The following is a 15,176-nucleotide window of genomic DNA, read 5'->3' as shown; positions in this document are numbered from 1 at the left end:
CTTGCTGTCTTGCTGTCTTGGTGGGGAGGGCTCATCCGGGTCGTCACAGCCTGGCCAGCATCTCCTGGGTGACCAGCACTATGCCCTGCTCGGAGCGGTAGAAGCGGCGGGCATCCTCATCGGCATTTTCGCCCACCACCAGGCCTTCCGGCAGGGTGCAGCCCTTGTCGATCACCACCCGGCGCAACCGGCAGCCGGCCCCGATCTCGACCCCGGGGAAGATCACCGCCTGATCCAGGGTGCAGAAGGAGTCGATCCGCACGTTGGTGAACAGCACAGAGCTGACGATGAAGGAGCCGCTGACGATGGTGCCACCGGCGAACAGGGAGTTGATGGTCATGCCGTGCTGGCCGTTTTGATCCTGCACGAACTTGGCGGGGGCCGTCATCCTCTGACTGGTCCAGATGGGCCAGTCCTGATCGTAGATGTCGAGCTCGGGCGTCACCGAGGCGAGATCCATGTTCGCCTCCCAGAAGGAGTCCACCGTGCCCACGTCGCGCCAGTAGGGACGCTTCTGCGGGCAGCAGCCGACGCAGGAGAGGCTGAACGGATGGGCATAGGCGGTACCCTCCTTGACCACCCGCGGGATCACGTCCATGCCAAAGTCGTGGTGGGACTGCTCGTTGGCGAGATCCTCTTCCAGCAGTTGGTAGAGGTAGTCGGCGTCGAAGATGTAGACCCCCATGGAGGCCAGCGCGGTGTCGGGCTTGCCCGGCATGGCGGGCGGGTCGGCGGGTTTTTCGACGAAGGCGTTGATCTTGCGGCTCTCATCCACCGCCATCACGCCAAAGGCGCGGGCCTCGCGGCGCGGCACCTCGATGCAGGCCACGGTCACCCGGCTGCCCAGGTTGACGTGATCGAGCAGCATGGCGGCGTAATCCATCTTGTAGATGTGATCGCCCGCCAGCACCACCACGTATTTGGGGCCGTGCTCGCGAATGATGTCCATGTTCTGGTAGACCGCATCGGCGGTGCCGCGATACCAGCTGACTTCGTCAATGCGCTGCTGGGCCGGCAGCAGTTCGATGAATTCGTTCATCTGGTAGCGCAGGAAGGACCAGCCTGATTGCAGGTGACGCAGCAGACTGTGGGATTTGTACTGGGTGACCACGCCGATCCGGCGGATCCCTGAGTTGATGCAGTTGGAGAGGACGAAGTCGATGATGCGGAACTTGCCGCCAAAATGCACGGCCGGTTTTGCCCTGTTGTCCGTCAACTGCTGGAGCCGACTGCCTCGCCCCCCGGCTAACACCAACGCCATGGTCTCGTTCAATAACTGTCTGGACCTTGCTGTGTTGGCTGGTTGTAACAACATTGAATACCCCTTTATTGATATACCTCATCAATGGTGCCTCTTTTGAGGTCCGTTTGAAAGGGTTTTCAACCACATTGATGGCAGGGTTGGGGCTTAAGTTGATTTTTTTGTCATTTATGTGGCGAGCGTCATTGCTTCGGGGGGATGGCTCACCCTGTGGCCGGATGAAGGGCAAAGAGGTGAGTGCAGAGGAGAGGCATCGGCCGCGCGGTCATTGAGCACACAGCCGCGAGGGCGGCTGTGTGCTCAGCGGGGGAGGGGTCGCGCCTGACTAGAAGATATCGTTGTTCTCATCCTTGCTGGGCTCCAGGCTCCAGCCGCTGGCCTCCGCACTGTTGCCTATCTGCCCCTTTTCCTTCCACAGCTTGATCTTGAGGCGCAGGTTGTTCTGGGAATCGGCGTTCTTGACTGCCTCCTCTTCGTCGATCACCCCCTCCACCACCAGATCGAACAGGGTGCTGTCGAAGGTGACCATGCCAAGGGCCCTGGATTTCTCCATGATATCCTTGAGGCCGCCAAACTCGCCGCGCTTGATGAGATCGCGAATGGTGTGAGTGCCGATCATGACCTCCACCGCCGCCCGGCGGCCGCCCTCGGTGGTCTTCACCAGCCGCTGGGAGACGAAGGCCTTGAGGTTGTTGCCAAGATCGTTGAGCAGCTGGGGCCTGCGCTCCTCGGGGAAGAAGTTGATGATGCGGTCCAGCGCCTGGTTGGCGTTGTTGGCGTGCAGGGTGGAGATGGCCAGATGCCCGGTCTCCGAGAAGGCCAGCGCATGCTCCATGGTCTCCCGGTCACGGATCTCACCGATGAGGATGACGTCCGGTGCCTGGCGCAGGGTGTTCTTCAGGGCCGCATGGAAGCTGCGGGTGTCCACCCCCACCTCCCGCTGGTTGATGATGCTCTTGCGGTGGCGATGGACGAACTCCACCGGATCCTCGATGGTGATGATGTGACCACCGCTGTTGCGGTTGCGATGGTCGATGAGGGCCGCCAGCGAGGTGGACTTGCCCGAGCCGGTGCCGCCGACGAAGAGCACCAGGCCGCGCTTCTCCATGATGGTGTCGAGCAGCACCGGGGGGAGTTTGAGATCCTCGAAACGGGGTATCTCGGTCTTGATGTTGCGCGCCACCAGAGAGACTTCATTGCGCTGCTTGAAGATGTTGACCCGAAAACGGCCTATCTGGGGCAGGGAGATGGCGAGGTTCATCTCCAGCTCTTTCTCGAACTGCTGCTTCTGCTCCGAGTCCATGAGATCAGCGGCGATCCTGGCCACTTCGCCCGGCTCGAGCGGCATCTCGTTCAAGGGGCGCAGGGCGCCATTGAACTTGGCGCAGGGGGGGGCCCCGGTGGAGAGATAGAGGTCGGAGCCATCCTGCTTGGCCAGGATCTGTAGCATGTCTCGCAATTCCATGTGTTGCCTCGTCACTCAAAGGGATGGGGGATCAATGTGCTTTAGTGTACAGCCTCAGGCACCGGTCAGTTTCTCGCGAAACACAAAAAACACCGCGCCCAGGATGCACAGGCCCGCCCAGAGGTAGTCCCACTTCAGGTCTTCCTTCAGATAGAAGATGGAGAAGGGGACGAACACGGTGAGGGTGATCACCTCCTGCAGGATCTTGAGCTGACCGACTGTCAGCACGGTGTGGCCGATACGGTTGGCGGGCACCTGCAGCAGGTACTCGAACAGGGCGATACCCCAACTCACCAGGGCGGCGATGATCCAGGGCTTGTGGTTCATGCTCTTGAGATGGGCATACCAGGCGAAGGTCATGAAGACGTTGCTGCAGATCAGCAGACCGATACTGGTCATGATAGGGTTCATTAGGTTCTCCTTTGAAATCAATGCATTTTATCTCGACTTCCCGGGTTTCCATAAGTGGGGCTTGAGGGTATTTTTATGCCACAAGGATGTGGCAACAAAAGGTTGAAACTGGATGGGCAAGACAAGCTGGGGAGTGCTTGGTCTGTTGTTTGCCTGCTGGGTGCAAGGGGCGCCAACCCTGACGGTGGTAACTGATGTCTGGCCCCCGTTTCGCATGCTCGCACAAGACGACGAGTTTCATGGTCTGGATATCGACATTCTGCACCAGCTGCAGGCTCGCAGCGGCATCGCGCTCACCCTCAAGCGGGTGCCCTGGGGACGGGCACTCAAACAGATGCAGACCGGTCAGGCGGACTTGATGATAGGATTGGCCCATACGCGAGAGCGGGCGGCCTTCATCGATTACCTGCAACCACCCTATTACCAGTGCCGGCCGGCGTTCTACGGCAAGGCGGCGGCGGTGGCCCCCCTGAAAACCTACGCTGATCTGCGCGGCCGAGAGATAGGCTATGTGCTCAACTCCGCCTATTTCGCCCCCTTCGATGATGACAGCCAGCTCGACAAGCATGGGGTGCCGACCGAGGATCAGTTGCTGCGCATGGTGGAGCGGGGCCATCTGTCCCTGATGATAGGCACCGACTGCCAGGTGGATTACGCCCTGAGCCAGCGCAACGACGCCAGCCTCATGAAGGCGGACTACCGCCCGCCTCATCCCGTGGTGCTCTATCTGGGCATGAGCAAGCACTCACCCCATCATGCGCTCGGGCCTGTGCTGGCGCAGGCGTTGCAGGCCATGGTGGAGAGCGGCGAGGTCGCGACGCTGGCCAAGCCTTACCAGCCTTGACCTTGGGTGGTAACGCGCTGTTATCATGCAGCTTTCCTGCTGGCCCCGGGTCGGGGCGGCAGCTGTCTCATTTCGGGGATCCCGCGTGTATCTCGCTCTCATCCATCGTCAGCAGCGCTGGCAGCGCCGTTGGCTGATCGCCCTGTCGCTGCTCGTGCTGTCCCTGTTTCTGCTCTCCCTTGCCCTGGGGGAGTTCGTGCTGCTGCCCTGGCAGCCTCTGGGGGAGCTGGAGCTGCGCATCTTGCTGGAGCTGCGCCTGCCGCGCGCCCTGCTGGCCCTGCTGGCGGGGGCGGCGCTCGCCTGTGGTGGCGCCGTGTTGCAGGTGATGCTGCATAACCCTGTGGCCGAGCCCGGCCTGCTCGGCGTCTCGAGCGGGGCGGGTCTCGCCGCCATGGTGGCGATGGCGGTAGCCAAGTCCCTCGGCATCTACCTGCCGGGCTGGGGGTTGTCCCTGGCATCCTTCGGCGGCGCCCTGGTGGTCACCATGTTGCTCATCCACCTGGCACGCCGGGCCCGGCTCGGCCACACCCGGTTGCTGCTGTTCGGGGTGGCCATCGGCATTCTCACCAATGCGGCCATGACCTGGCTGATGTATTTTGCCGACGACGGCTCCCTGCGGGAATTCATGTTCTGGATGATGGGCAGCCTCTCCTATGGCAGCCAGCAGCTCGCCTGGTGGTGGCTGGTGCTGCCGCTGACCCTGGGCTGGCTCTGCTGGCAGGGCCGGGCACTGCAACAGCTGCTGTTGGGGGAGACCCAGGCCCGGCTGATGGGGATGAACGTGGACCGCATGCGGGTGCGGCTGGTGCTGGCGGTCTGCCTGCTCACCGGGGTCGCGGTGTCCCTGTGCGGTGTCATCGGCTTCGTCGGCCTGGTGGTGCCTCACCTGCTACGGCTGTGCGGCGGCAGCGATCAGCGCTTCCTGCTGCCCGCCTCGGCGCTCGGAGGCGGCGCCCTGCTGCTCGGTGCCGATCTGGTGGCGCGTTCGGCCCTTCAGGCCGGTGAGCTGCCCATCGGCGTCATCACCGCCTCGGTGGGAGCGCCGCTCTTTATCTACCTGCTGCTGAGGCAAGATGCCGATGTCTCCCGTTAAGTCCTCCCCCGATCCCCTCTGGCTGCTGGAGGCGCGGGCCCTCGGGATCCCCGCGCGGCTCTCCCCCCTGGATCTTGCCTGGGCGGGGGGCCAGCTGGTGGCGCTGCTCGGCCCCAACGGCAGCGGCAAGTCGACTCTGCTCGGCGCCCTGGCCGGCATTCTGCCCGCCGACGGCGCCGTGCTGCTGGGTGGCGAAGTGCTCACCGATCTGAGCTGGCCCGAGCTTGCCAGGCGCCGCGCCATGCTGCCCCAGCGCCAGCCCCAGCTGTTCCATATTCCGGTGTTCCAGGTGTTGAGTCTGGGACTGGATGAGGAGGGGTTGCCCGAGGCACAGGGGAGGGCGGTGGCCGAGATCTGCGCCGCGCTGGAGCTCGATGCCCTGCTGGCGCGGGACTTCAGCCGCCTCTCCGGCGGTGAGCAGCAGCGGGTGCTGATTGCCCGCACCCTGCTGCAACTTTGGCCAGGTCTCAACACCGATGGGCGGGTGCTGCTGCTGGACGAGCCCCTGGCGGGACTGGATCTGCACCATCAGCTGGCCCTGCTGCGGCTGCTCAAGCGCCTGGCCCGGCAAGGCCTGCTGGTGGTGATCGCCATCCACGACATCAACCTGGCCATCGACTGGGCGGATCGCATCCTCTGCCTGCAACAGGGTCGGGTGGTGAGCGAGGGGGGCGTCGATGTCATCGACGAAGCCTTGCTGGAGCGGGTGTTCCAGATCAAGACGGATCGCGTCGAGGCGGCTGGTCGGGTCTGGTTTATGCCGAGCCTGTGAGGCTGCCCCCTCATCCCCAGCCCTTCTTCCATTCTTTTAAACTAAGTGGGAGAAGGGAGCCGCTCCGTATACTACGGATACAGCATTGATAACCTGCAGAGGCTGAGTGAAGCCAAGGGGGCGGGTGAGTCACTGTGGAAATGAAAAGAGCTAGGCATCCGTGATGCCTAGCTCTTTAAATTGGTAGATAGAGCGTTGAGCGGTTGCTCAGGCTTTCTGCTTGTCCAGCCGCACCTGGGCCGCTTCGGCCAGCATGGCCAGCAGGGTCTCGGTGTCGGCCCACGACAGGCAGGCATCCGTGATGCTCTGGCCAAAGGTGACGGCGCAGCCGTTCTCCACGTCCTGCCGCCCTTCCACCAGGAAGCTCTCGGCCATGATGCCGGCGATGCCGGTGCGGCCGCGGCGCAGCTGATCACAGATATCCTGAGCCACCTGCAGCTGACGACGGTGATCCTTCATGCTGTTGCCGTGGCTGAAGTCCACCACCAGCCGCTCGGGCAGGCCCACGTCGGCCAGGGCCTCACAGGCCTCGTCTATGCTAGCGGTGTCGTAGTTGGGTCTGTGGCCGCCGCGCAGGATCACGTGGCCATAGGGGTTGCCGGCGGTGCGGTAGATGGTCATCTTGCCGTCCTTGTCCGGGGAATAGAAGATGTGGCTGTGGCGGGCGGCGCGCACCGCGTCGATGGCGATGCGGGTGTTGCCGTCGGTGCCGTTCTTGAAGCCCACCGGGCAGGAGAGGGCGGAGGCCATCTCGCGGTGCACCTGGGATTCTGTGGTGCGTGCGCCTATGGCGCCCCAGGTGATGAGGTCGCTGATGTACTGGCCGGTCACCATGTCGAGGAACTCTGTGGCGGTGGGCATGCCCATCTCGTTGATGTCCACCAGCAGCTGGCGGGCCAGCTTCAGCCCCTCGTTCACATCGAAACTGCCGTCGAGGCGCGGATCGTTGATGAGCCCCTTCCAGCCCACTATGGTGCGCGGCTTCTCGAAGTAGGTGCGCATCACTATGCACAGGCTCTCTTTGTATTGCTCGCGCAGGGTGTTCAGGCGCTGGGCGTATTCGCGGGCGGCGGCCGGGTCGTGGATGGAGCAGGGGCCGACGATGACCAGCAGACGCTGATCCTCACCGGCCAGAATGGCTTCTACATCGTGGCGGGCATCCAGCAGGTTCTGGGCGACGGTGTCGTTTAACGGGAAGGCGTGCGCCAGCTCGCTCGGAGTGATCAGGGACTCCAGGCGACGGGTGCGCAATTCATCGGTGTGAATGGACATACGACTCAATTCTCGAGTGAATAAGGGGGCGGGATGCCGAAATGCAAGGGAATAAAATAAAGCAAAACTCTCCCGATGGAAACCTTGGGCGGCTCTGATAGGATGTGAGCCTAAAAGCCATTTCAAATGAGGTAGTTATCGTGGCAAAGCCAGGCGCGACCGGGGTTACCCGCATCATCAACGCAACCGGTTACAGCATGAAGGGTCTCAAGTCGGCCTGGATTAACGAGGCGGCCTTCCGCCAGGAGCTGGTGCTCGTCTTGGCTCTGATGCCGCTGGCAGGCTGGCTCGGCAACTCCCTCAACGAAATCCTGCTGCTCATCTGCATCAGCTGGCTGGTGGTGATCGTCGAGGTGCTCAACTCCGCCATCGAGGCGGTGGTGGATCGCATCGGCTCCGAGCATCACGAGCTGTCGGGGCGCGCCAAGGATCTCGGCTCCGCCGCCGTCTTTATCGCCCTGGCCCTCAATGCCCTGGTGTGGGGCGCCCTGATTGGCCGCAATCTGCTGGGTTGGTGGTAGGTTGCGAGAGCAACCTTTCTCCTGACATAAAAAAGCCCGTCATCGAGACGGGCTTTTTGCTGGCCTGGCGCCTGGCGCCTGGCGCCGGGCTCAGGGCATCAGTGCAGGATCCGGGCACGTATGGTGCCGTTGATCTCCTTGAGACGGGAGAGCGCCTTCTCGCTGTGCTCGGTTTCCACGTCGATCACCACATAGCCGATCTCGCTGCTGGTCTGCAGGTATTGACCGGCGATGTTGATCCCCTCGTCGGCGAAGATCTGGTTGATCTGGTTCATCACGCCGGGCTGGTTGCGGTGGATGTGCAGCAGGCGGCTGGAGCCCTTGTGGCCCGGCAGGGAGACTTCCGGGAAGTTGACGGCGGAGAGGGTGGAGCCGTTGTCTGAATACTTGACCAGCTTGTTGGCCACTTCCAGACCTATGTTCTCCTGGGCTTCCTGGGTGGAACCGCCGATATGGGGGGTCAGGATGACGTTGTCCAGGCCGCGCAGCGGGGTCAGGAACTCCTCGTCGTTGGACTTGGGCTCGCTCGGGAAGACGTCGATGGCGGCGCCGGAGAGGTGACCGCTCTTGATGACGTCGGCCAGGGCATCGATGTCCACTACGGTACCGCGGGAGGCGTTGATGAAGATGGCGCCCGGTTTCATCATGCGCAGCTGCTCGGCGCCGATGAGATCCTTGGTGGAGGCGGTCTCCGGCACGTGCAGGCTGATGACGTCAGACATGTTGAGCAGCTCCACCAGGTTCGGCACCTGGATGGCGTTGCCCAGAGAGAGCTTGTTCTCGATGTCGTAGTAGTAGACCTTCATGCCGATCATCTCAGCGATGATGCCAAGCTGGGTACCGATGTGGCCGTAGCCTATGATGCCGAGCTTCTTGCCGCGAGCTTCGACGCTGCGGTTGGCGAGCTTCTCCCAGACGCCGCGATGGCACTTGGCGTTCTTCTCGGGGATGCCGCGCAGCAGCAGCAGTATCTCCCCGAGCACCAGTTCGGCCACGGAGCGGGTGTTGGAGAAGGGGGCGTTGAAGACGGGAATGCCGCGCACGTGGGCGGCATCCAGGGAGACCTGGTTGGTGCCGATGCAGAAGCAGCCGATGGCCACCAGCTTGCCGGCGGCATCCAGCACCTTCTCGGTGATCTGGGTGCGTGAACGCAGGCCCACGAAATGCACGTCACGAATACGTTCGACCAGCTCCTCTTCCGACAGGGAGGTCTTCAGATACTCAACATTGGTGTAGCCGGCTGCCCGAAAGGTCTCCACCGTGTTGGGATGCACTCCCTCCAGCAGCAGTACCTTGATCTTATCCTTGTCCAGCGAAAACTTGGCTGTCATGACGTTCCCTCTATTGTTTTGAAAAATGCGTTCAGGCTTGCGGTGTGAAGAAAACCGTAAAGTAGCAAAAACGTTTGGGAGAGGGAATATTTGTGACGAAAGTCAAATTCTTTGAAGTTATCAACGTTTTTTGCAGCGATGTTGCTACAAGCCATTGAGGGATAAATAGAAACGGCGCCATCAGGCGCCGTTGTCCATTCGCGGGGGCAATAATGGGGGTCTGGTGACCCCGCGAGCCCTCCCGCGGTCAGCCTTATTGCGTGACCACGCCCTCTGGCGTGCCAATCAATACCACGTCGGCGCCGCGATGGGCGAACAGGCCGTTGGTGACCACGCCCACGATGGCGTTGAGCTGCACTTCCAGCCCTTTGGCATCGGTGATGGCCATGCCCTTGACGTCCAGGATGATGTTGCCGTTGTCGGTCACCACACCCTCACGCCACACCGGGTTGCCACCAAGCTTCCTGATCTCGCGGGCCACGTATTCACGGGCCATGGGGATCACCTCCACCGGCAGCGGGAACTGGCCCAGCACCTCGACTGTCTTGGTGTTGTCGATGATGCAGATGAACTGGTCGGCCACGGCCGCGACTATCTTCTCGCGGGTCAGGGCGGCGCCGCCCCCCTTGATCATGTCGCGGGTTCCGTTGATCTCGTCGGCGCCATCCACGTAGACGGAGAGGGCATCGATGTCGTTGAGATCAAACACCGGGATGCCGAACCCCTTGAGGCGCTCGGTAGAGGCGATGGAGCTCGATACCGCGCCCTTGATCTCGTCCTTCATGGTCGCCAGTGCGTCGATGAAGTGATTGACGGTAGAGCCGGTGCCCACCCCGACTATGGTGCCGGGTACCACGTATTTGAGCGCAGCCCAACCGGCCGCCTTCTTCATTTCATCTTGAGTCATGATGGATCCTTATGGAAAAAGCGGGCGCATTATATCCAAGCATCCTGCCCAGAGCGACCATGGCGGTCACGTTCCGGGGCAAAAAGCCCCAAGATGTAAATCGTTTGCCTGTTTATTGAGCCAAGGGGAGGGGGAAGAGGGGTCAGCCCCCCGGCAGCAGGGCAAAACTTGCTAGGAGAAGCGCCAGCAGCGGGCGGGGGTGATGATCTGGGGAAGCGGCACGTCCCACTGCGCCTGGGGCACTGACTCCACCTGCTGGCAGTCGTGGGCAAGACCCAGCGGCCTTGGACCCAGCCCGTGCTCGTGCCAGCAGGCCAGGGTGCGATCGTAATAGCCGCCTCCCATGCCGAGCCGGTTGCCCTCGGCATCGAAGGCCACCAGCGGGGTGCAGATGAGATCCAGCATGCTGTGGGGTAGCACCTGCTGCACATCGAGCTCGGGCTCGGCGATGCCATAGCGGTTGCGGGTCATGGGGCTGGTGGCGGTGTAGCGCAAGAAGAGCAGGTGACCCGGGGTGAAGGGGTGCAGCACCGGCAGGTAGACCTCCTTGCGCTGGCTCCAGAGCCAGTGAATGGCGGGCAGGGGATCGAGCTCGCCGTCATTGGCCAGGTAGAGGGCGATGCGTCTGGCCCCCTGGATCTCGGGGTGTTCCTGGAAGCGCGTGACCAGTTGCTGGGCCGCCGCCTGCTGCTCGGCCTGACTCAGGCTCTTTCTGCGCTGGCGGATGAGCTGGCGCAGGCTTTGGCGTTCGGGCTGGGTATCGGACATGGGGGCTCCTGTGGTGGAACTAAAGGGCTGGGTTACCTTAACAAGGGGCCATCGGGATGAAAAGCGGGGAAGGGACGGTGCCGGGATCTGGCCGGGGACGACGGGATAGTCCCCGGCCAGCGAGGGCCCTGATTCAGCTCTGGGGAGAGGGCTCGGTCGCCGTGCGCAGTTGGTGCTTGACGAACGCCGCGACTATGGCGGCCAGCCCCAGGTCTGAGTGGTAGAAGGTGATGATCAGGCGACTTGTCGATGATCGGCGCCGCCGCGCACCTGATGCTTGATAAAGACGGCGACGAGGGCGGCCAGGGCCAGCGCCATGGGGTAGAAGCTCATGCTCACGACCGAGAGCGGCGAGAGGGCGAAGATGGAGCCGAGCAGCAGCGCCTGGGCACCCCAGGGGATGAGGCCTTGTACCACGCAGGAGAAGATGTCCAGCATCGAGGCGGCGCGGCGCGGGGTGACCCCGTGCTGCTCTGCCAGGTCCCGGGCCACCTTGCTCGCCACTATGATGGCAACCGTATTGTTGGCGGTACAGAGGTTGGTGAGCCCGACCACACCGGCGATGCCGAGCTCGGCCGCCTTCTCGTTTTGCTCACCGTCGTGGGCACGGGTGAAGCGGGCGATCAGGGCCGCGATGCGTGCGCTGATCCAGGCCAGCCCCCCCTGGCGCTCCATCAGGGCGCCGAGGCCGCCGATCAGCATGGAGAGCAGGAAGATCTCCTGCATGCTGGTGAAGCCCTGATAGATGTCCTTGCTGAACTGGCCGAGGGGATAGCCTCCGACAAGCCCAACGCCACCGGCGGCCAGGATGCCAAGGCCGAGCACCACGAAGACGTTCATGCCACCGAGCGCCAGCACCAGGATCAGCAGGTAGGGCATCACCTTGAGCAGGTCAGCGCTGGCGTTGGCGGCGGGGGCCTCACCGGTGGAGCCCAGCAGCAGGTAGAGCAGGATCACCAGCACGGCGGCGGGGGCGGCAATCTTGACGTTCTCGCGGAACTTGTCCTTCATCTCGCAGCCCTGGCTGCGGGTCGCCGCTATGGTGGTGTCCGAGATGATGGAGAGGTTGTCGCCGAACATGGCGCCGGAGAGAATGGTGCCCGCCATCAGTACGGGGTCTATGCCGGTGGCCTGGGCGACGCCGAGGGCTACGGGTGCCACTGCCCCTATGGTGCCCATGGAGGTGCCCATGGCGGTGGCAATGAAGGCGGAGATGAGGAAGAGCCCCGGCAGCAGGAACCAGCCCGGGATCAGGGAGAGGCCGAGGGCGACGGTGGCATCCACCCCGCCGGTGGCCTTGGCCACGGTGGCGAAGGCGCCCGCCAGCAGATAGATGAGGCACATGGCCATGATGTTGCTGTCACCCACCCCCTTGAAGAAGGTTTCAAGGTTCTTGTTGAAGCCCTCCTTGCCCAGCATCAGCGCCAGCATGACGGCGGGCAGGGCGGCCACGGGGGCGGGCAACTGGTAGAAGGCAAACTCGACCCCCTGCAGGGTCAGCCAGGTGCCGGTACCGATGAAGAGAGCAAGAAAGACCAGAAGGGGCAGCAGGGCTCTGGCACTGGGTTGGGTCTGGATCATGTGTTCCTCGAAACTTGAACAATGACCTCCTGTCGCAGCCTGTGTTGGCCCGGGTATGCTCGGACACAGGGTAGGCATCCTGCCGCTATGGGGGGCTCACAATAGTGAGTCGGGGGCATTCGGTCAAGATAGACGTCCAGATGGATAAGTCTTTTTCTTTTGTGATTCTGATGTGCTGATTAAATCCGTCAATTATTCGGACTTTTACGATATTTATTGTTGATATGGCGGCGCCGAGACGACGGCCACGGAGGGCTTTTCAAAGCCGGCGCGGGCTGGTAAAACGGTCTCTTTCCAAAATAAAGAGATGAGAGGGTGGAGATGGACAATCCGATCCGTGTGGCCGTGATGGGCTGTAATGGTCGTATGGGCAAGGTGCTGCTGGAGGCCATCACCAACGCCGAGGGCGTGGTGGTCGGTGCGGCGCTGGAGCGACCTGGCTCTGCCGTGATAGGCCTGGATGCGGGTGAACTCAATGGCCTGGGTCGGCTTGGGGTCGTCATCAGCGACAGCCTGGACAAGGTGCGCGATGAGTTTGATCTCATCATCGACTTTACCCGTCCCGAGGTGACCCTGGCCAACCTGGCCTTCGCCCTGGCCCACGGCAAGCAGATGGTGATAGGCACCACCGGCTTCGACGACGCAGGCAAGGCCGCGCTGCACGAGGCGGGCAAGCAGATCGGCATCGTGTTCGCGTCCAACTACTCGGTCGGCGTCAACCTGGTGTTCAAGCTGCTGGAACAGGCCGCCAAGGTGATGGGGGAGTACACCGACATCGAGATCATCGAGGGGCACCATAGACACAAGGTGGATGCGCCATCCGGCACCGCGCTCTCCATGGGGGAAGTGGTGGCGAAAACCCTGGGCCGGGATCTCAAAGAGTGCGCCGTCTATGGCCGCGAGGGGATCACCGGCGAGCGGGATCGCAACACCATCGGCTTTGCCACCATCCGCGCCGGAGATCTGGTGGGGGAGCACACCGTCATGTTTGCCGACATCGGCGAGCGGGTGGAGATAAGCCACAAGGCTTCGAGCCGCCTGACGTTTGCCAATGGCGCCGTGCGGGCAGGCAAGTGGCTCGGCCAGCAGGGGGCGGGTCTCTACGACATGCAGGACGTACTCGACCTCAAATAGGGTGTAGCGGGAGCCTGACCAGGGCTCTCCTCTCCTCACTCTGGTTGTCAGACCCCGGCTCGCCGGGGTCTTGTTTATGGTTTTTGTAAAAATGAGCATTAAGCACCGCTTTTGTGGTGAACCAGCCTAAATCTCCCCCTTCCTATTTCTGCGCCACACTCCTGCGACAAAAATGTCATCAGAGGGTAACGGGATTGGGTCTCAATTTTCCCTGCAGCCCGCTTTTTTCACATCCGGTCAAACAGACTAAAAATGCAATCAAAGAAAAACGTTTTCTATTTTTAGTAGTCAGTTTTCTATCGCCAAATGGCACTTTTTGGCTTGAGTTGTTTGTTTTTTAAATTCGTACTTGTCTGTTTATTAACGATAAAATATCGTTTTTTGTCTGCTGGGTGGCATGGGTGTGTGCTTTTGTTTCGGGTTTTGGCTTTTCTTTTTGGGGAGGGGGTTGCAAAGCACCTCAGTGCATAGATAATGGGTAATGTTGCTTGTTTATTGAATTTAGATGCATTTCAAACGAGAAAAGACGTTGAAATGAGATCGTTTTTAAGTAGAATGCGCCCAATTTGCCAGAAATCTGCCGGGTTTGAGCCCTGTTTCAAACAGCGTCCGGACCCGCAACACCCAGGTAAATTGCTGAATTTAAAGCTAAATAACTGGAGGTTGTCTTGAATCACACTGCATTGCTAGTGCTGGAAGATGGAACTGTGTTCAAAGGCGTGTCGATAGGCGCCGAGGGATGTTCCGTTGGTGAAGTGGTTTTCAATACGTCGATGACGGGCTATCAGGAAATCCTCACCGATCCCTCTTATTCCCGTCAGATAGTCACCCTCACTTACCCCCATATAGGCAACACCGGCACCAACAGCGAAGATGAAGAGTCCAGTCAAATCCACGCGCAGGGATTGATCATCCGGGACCTTCCGATACTTGCCTCCAATTTCCGCAATCAGCAATCCCTCTCCGATTACCTCAAGTCTCACAACATCGTTGGCATCGCCGACATCGACACCCGCAAACTGACCCGCATCCTGCGGGAGAAGGGTGCCCAGGCCGGTTGCATCCTGGCCGGCAAGCAGCTCGATGAAGCCCATGCACTGAGCCAGGCCCGCGCCTTCCCCGGTCTGAAGGGGATGGACCTGGCCAAGGAAGTGACCGTCAGCGAATCCTACAGCTGGACTGAAGGCAGCTGGCAGCTCGGCAAGGGGCACGTCACCCCGGCGGCCGATGAGCTCAAGTACCACGTGGTGGCCTACGACTTTGGCGTCAAGCGCAACATCCTGCGCATGCTGGTGGACCGCGGCTGCCGCCTGACAGTAGTGCCGGCCAAGACCCCGGCCGCCGAGGTGCTGGCGATGAACCCGGATGGCATCTTCCTCTCCAACGGCCCCGGTGACCCCGAGCCGTGCGACTACGCCATCGAGGCCATCAAGGCCTTCCTTGGGACCAACACCCCGGTGTTCGGCATCTGCCTGGGTCACCAGCTGCTGGGTCTGGCCTCCGGCGCCAAGACAGTCAAGATGAAGTTCGGTCACCACGGTGCCAACCACCCGGTGAAGAGCCTGGACGACAACACCGTCATGATCACCGCCCAGAACCACGGGTTTGCGGTGGACGAGAACAGCCTGCCGGAGTGCCTGCGTGCCACTCACGTCTCCCTGTTCGACGGCTCCCTGCAGGGCATACATCGCACCGATCGTCCAGCCTTCAGCTTCCAGGGTCACCCCGAAGCGAGCCCGGGCCCCCACGACTGTGCCGGTCTGTTCGACCACTTTATTGAATTGATTAAGCAGTATCGCGCCTAAGAGGATAAAGA

General features: G+C 61.6%; 14 protein-coding genes. 6 read left to right on the top strand and 8 right to left on the bottom strand.

Annotated elements, in window-relative coordinates; translation table 11 throughout:
* Positions 1 to 43 precede the first annotated feature (43 nt).
* The 3 genes from glgC to BN1127_RS06810 all read right to left on the bottom strand — a co-directional run bounded on the left by glgC (position 44) and on the right by BN1127_RS06810 (position 3,137).
* Positions 44 to 1,315, bottom strand: coding sequence for a glucose-1-phosphate adenylyltransferase (gene glgC, locus BN1127_RS06820; RefSeq protein WP_041205992.1), 1,272 nt, complete (start codon positions 1,313 to 1,315; stop codon positions 44 to 46).
* A gap of 271 nt (positions 1,316 to 1,586) precedes the next feature.
* Positions 1,587 to 2,726: a type IVa pilus ATPase TapW gene (tapW, locus tag BN1127_RS06815; RefSeq protein ID WP_041205991.1), complete on the bottom strand. Its 1,140-nt coding sequence runs from the start codon at positions 2,724 to 2,726 to the stop codon at positions 1,587 to 1,589.
* A 54-nt stretch (positions 2,727 to 2,780) separates the two neighbouring features.
* Entirely contained in the window at positions 2,781 to 3,137 is a 357-nt protein-coding gene (locus tag BN1127_RS06810) for a DMT family protein (RefSeq protein WP_005328056.1), read from the bottom strand.
* A 112-nt stretch (positions 3,138 to 3,249) separates the two neighbouring features.
* Between BN1127_RS06810 and BN1127_RS06805 the strand changes: the two genes are divergently transcribed.
* From BN1127_RS06805 to BN1127_RS06795, 3 genes are all read left to right on the top strand, one after another.
* Positions 3,250 to 3,981: a substrate-binding periplasmic protein gene (locus tag BN1127_RS06805; protein WP_041205990.1), complete on the top strand. Its 732-nt coding sequence runs from the start codon at positions 3,250 to 3,252 to the stop codon at positions 3,979 to 3,981.
* Positions 3,982 to 4,066: 85 nt separating this feature from the next.
* A complete protein-coding gene (btuC, locus tag BN1127_RS06800; protein WP_005328058.1) occupies positions 4,067 to 5,074 on the top strand; it encodes a vitamin B12 ABC transporter permease BtuC in 1,008 nt (335 codons plus the stop codon).
* A complete protein-coding gene (locus BN1127_RS06795; RefSeq protein WP_005328061.1) occupies positions 5,061 to 5,846 on the top strand; it encodes an ATP-binding cassette domain-containing protein in 786 nt (261 codons plus the stop codon). Before btuC ends, BN1127_RS06795 begins: the two co-directional genes overlap by 14 nt.
* 207 nt (positions 5,847 to 6,053) lie before the next feature.
* Here the strand turns inward: BN1127_RS06795 and BN1127_RS06790 are convergent, their stop codons facing one another.
* Positions 6,054 to 7,118 carry a 3-deoxy-7-phosphoheptulonate synthase gene (locus tag BN1127_RS06790; protein WP_005328062.1) on the bottom strand — a complete coding sequence of 355 codons (1,065 nt, stop codon included), beginning with the start codon at positions 7,116 to 7,118 and terminating at the stop codon, positions 6,054 to 6,056.
* Between the two features lie 140 nt (positions 7,119 to 7,258).
* On the opposite strand from BN1127_RS06790, the gene BN1127_RS06785 reads away from it, so the two are divergent.
* Entirely contained in the window at positions 7,259 to 7,639 is a 381-nt protein-coding gene (locus BN1127_RS06785) for a diacylglycerol kinase (protein WP_005328065.1), read from the top strand.
* Positions 7,640 to 7,737: 98 nt separating this feature from the next.
* Here BN1127_RS06785 and serA read toward each other — a convergent pair whose 3' ends face one another.
* From serA to BN1127_RS06765, 4 genes are all read right to left on the bottom strand, one after another.
* Positions 7,738 to 8,970, bottom strand: a complete 1,233-nt coding sequence (gene serA, locus BN1127_RS06780) for a phosphoglycerate dehydrogenase (RefSeq protein ID WP_042648947.1) — start codon at positions 8,968 to 8,970, stop codon at positions 7,738 to 7,740.
* A 253-nt stretch (positions 8,971 to 9,223) separates the two neighbouring features.
* The gene (gene rpiA, locus BN1127_RS06775) at positions 9,224 to 9,877 is read right to left on the bottom strand and encodes a ribose-5-phosphate isomerase RpiA (RefSeq protein ID WP_005328069.1); all 654 of its coding nucleotides are present in this window, start codon (positions 9,875 to 9,877) and stop codon (positions 9,224 to 9,226) included.
* A 171-nt stretch (positions 9,878 to 10,048) separates the two neighbouring features.
* On the bottom strand, positions 10,049 to 10,645 hold the full coding sequence (locus BN1127_RS06770; protein WP_005328071.1) for a 5-formyltetrahydrofolate cyclo-ligase: 597 nt from the start codon (positions 10,643 to 10,645) through the stop codon (positions 10,049 to 10,051).
* A 234-nt stretch (positions 10,646 to 10,879) separates the two neighbouring features.
* Positions 10,880 to 12,226 carry a Na+/H+ antiporter NhaC family protein gene (locus tag BN1127_RS06765; protein WP_005328073.1) on the bottom strand — a complete coding sequence of 449 codons (1,347 nt, stop codon included), beginning with the start codon at positions 12,224 to 12,226 and terminating at the stop codon, positions 10,880 to 10,882.
* Between the two features lie 321 nt (positions 12,227 to 12,547).
* On the opposite strand from BN1127_RS06765, the gene dapB reads away from it, so the two are divergent.
* Positions 12,548 to 13,360 (top strand): 4-hydroxy-tetrahydrodipicolinate reductase, encoded by an 813-nt coding sequence (gene dapB / locus BN1127_RS06760; RefSeq protein WP_041206990.1) that lies wholly within the window; start codon positions 12,548 to 12,550, stop codon positions 13,358 to 13,360.
* Positions 13,361 to 14,028: 668 nt separating this feature from the next.
* Positions 14,029 to 15,165: a glutamine-hydrolyzing carbamoyl-phosphate synthase small subunit gene (gene carA / locus BN1127_RS06755; RefSeq protein WP_041205988.1), complete on the top strand. Its 1,137-nt coding sequence runs from the start codon at positions 14,029 to 14,031 to the stop codon at positions 15,163 to 15,165.
* Positions 15,166 to 15,176: the final 11 nt, after the last annotated feature.

This window comes from Aeromonas media, from assembly GCF_000819985.1.
GTDB classification, from domain to species: Bacteria; Pseudomonadota; Gammaproteobacteria; order Enterobacterales; family Aeromonadaceae; genus Aeromonas; species Aeromonas media.
This window is presented reverse-complemented; position numbering and strand designations above follow the sequence as displayed.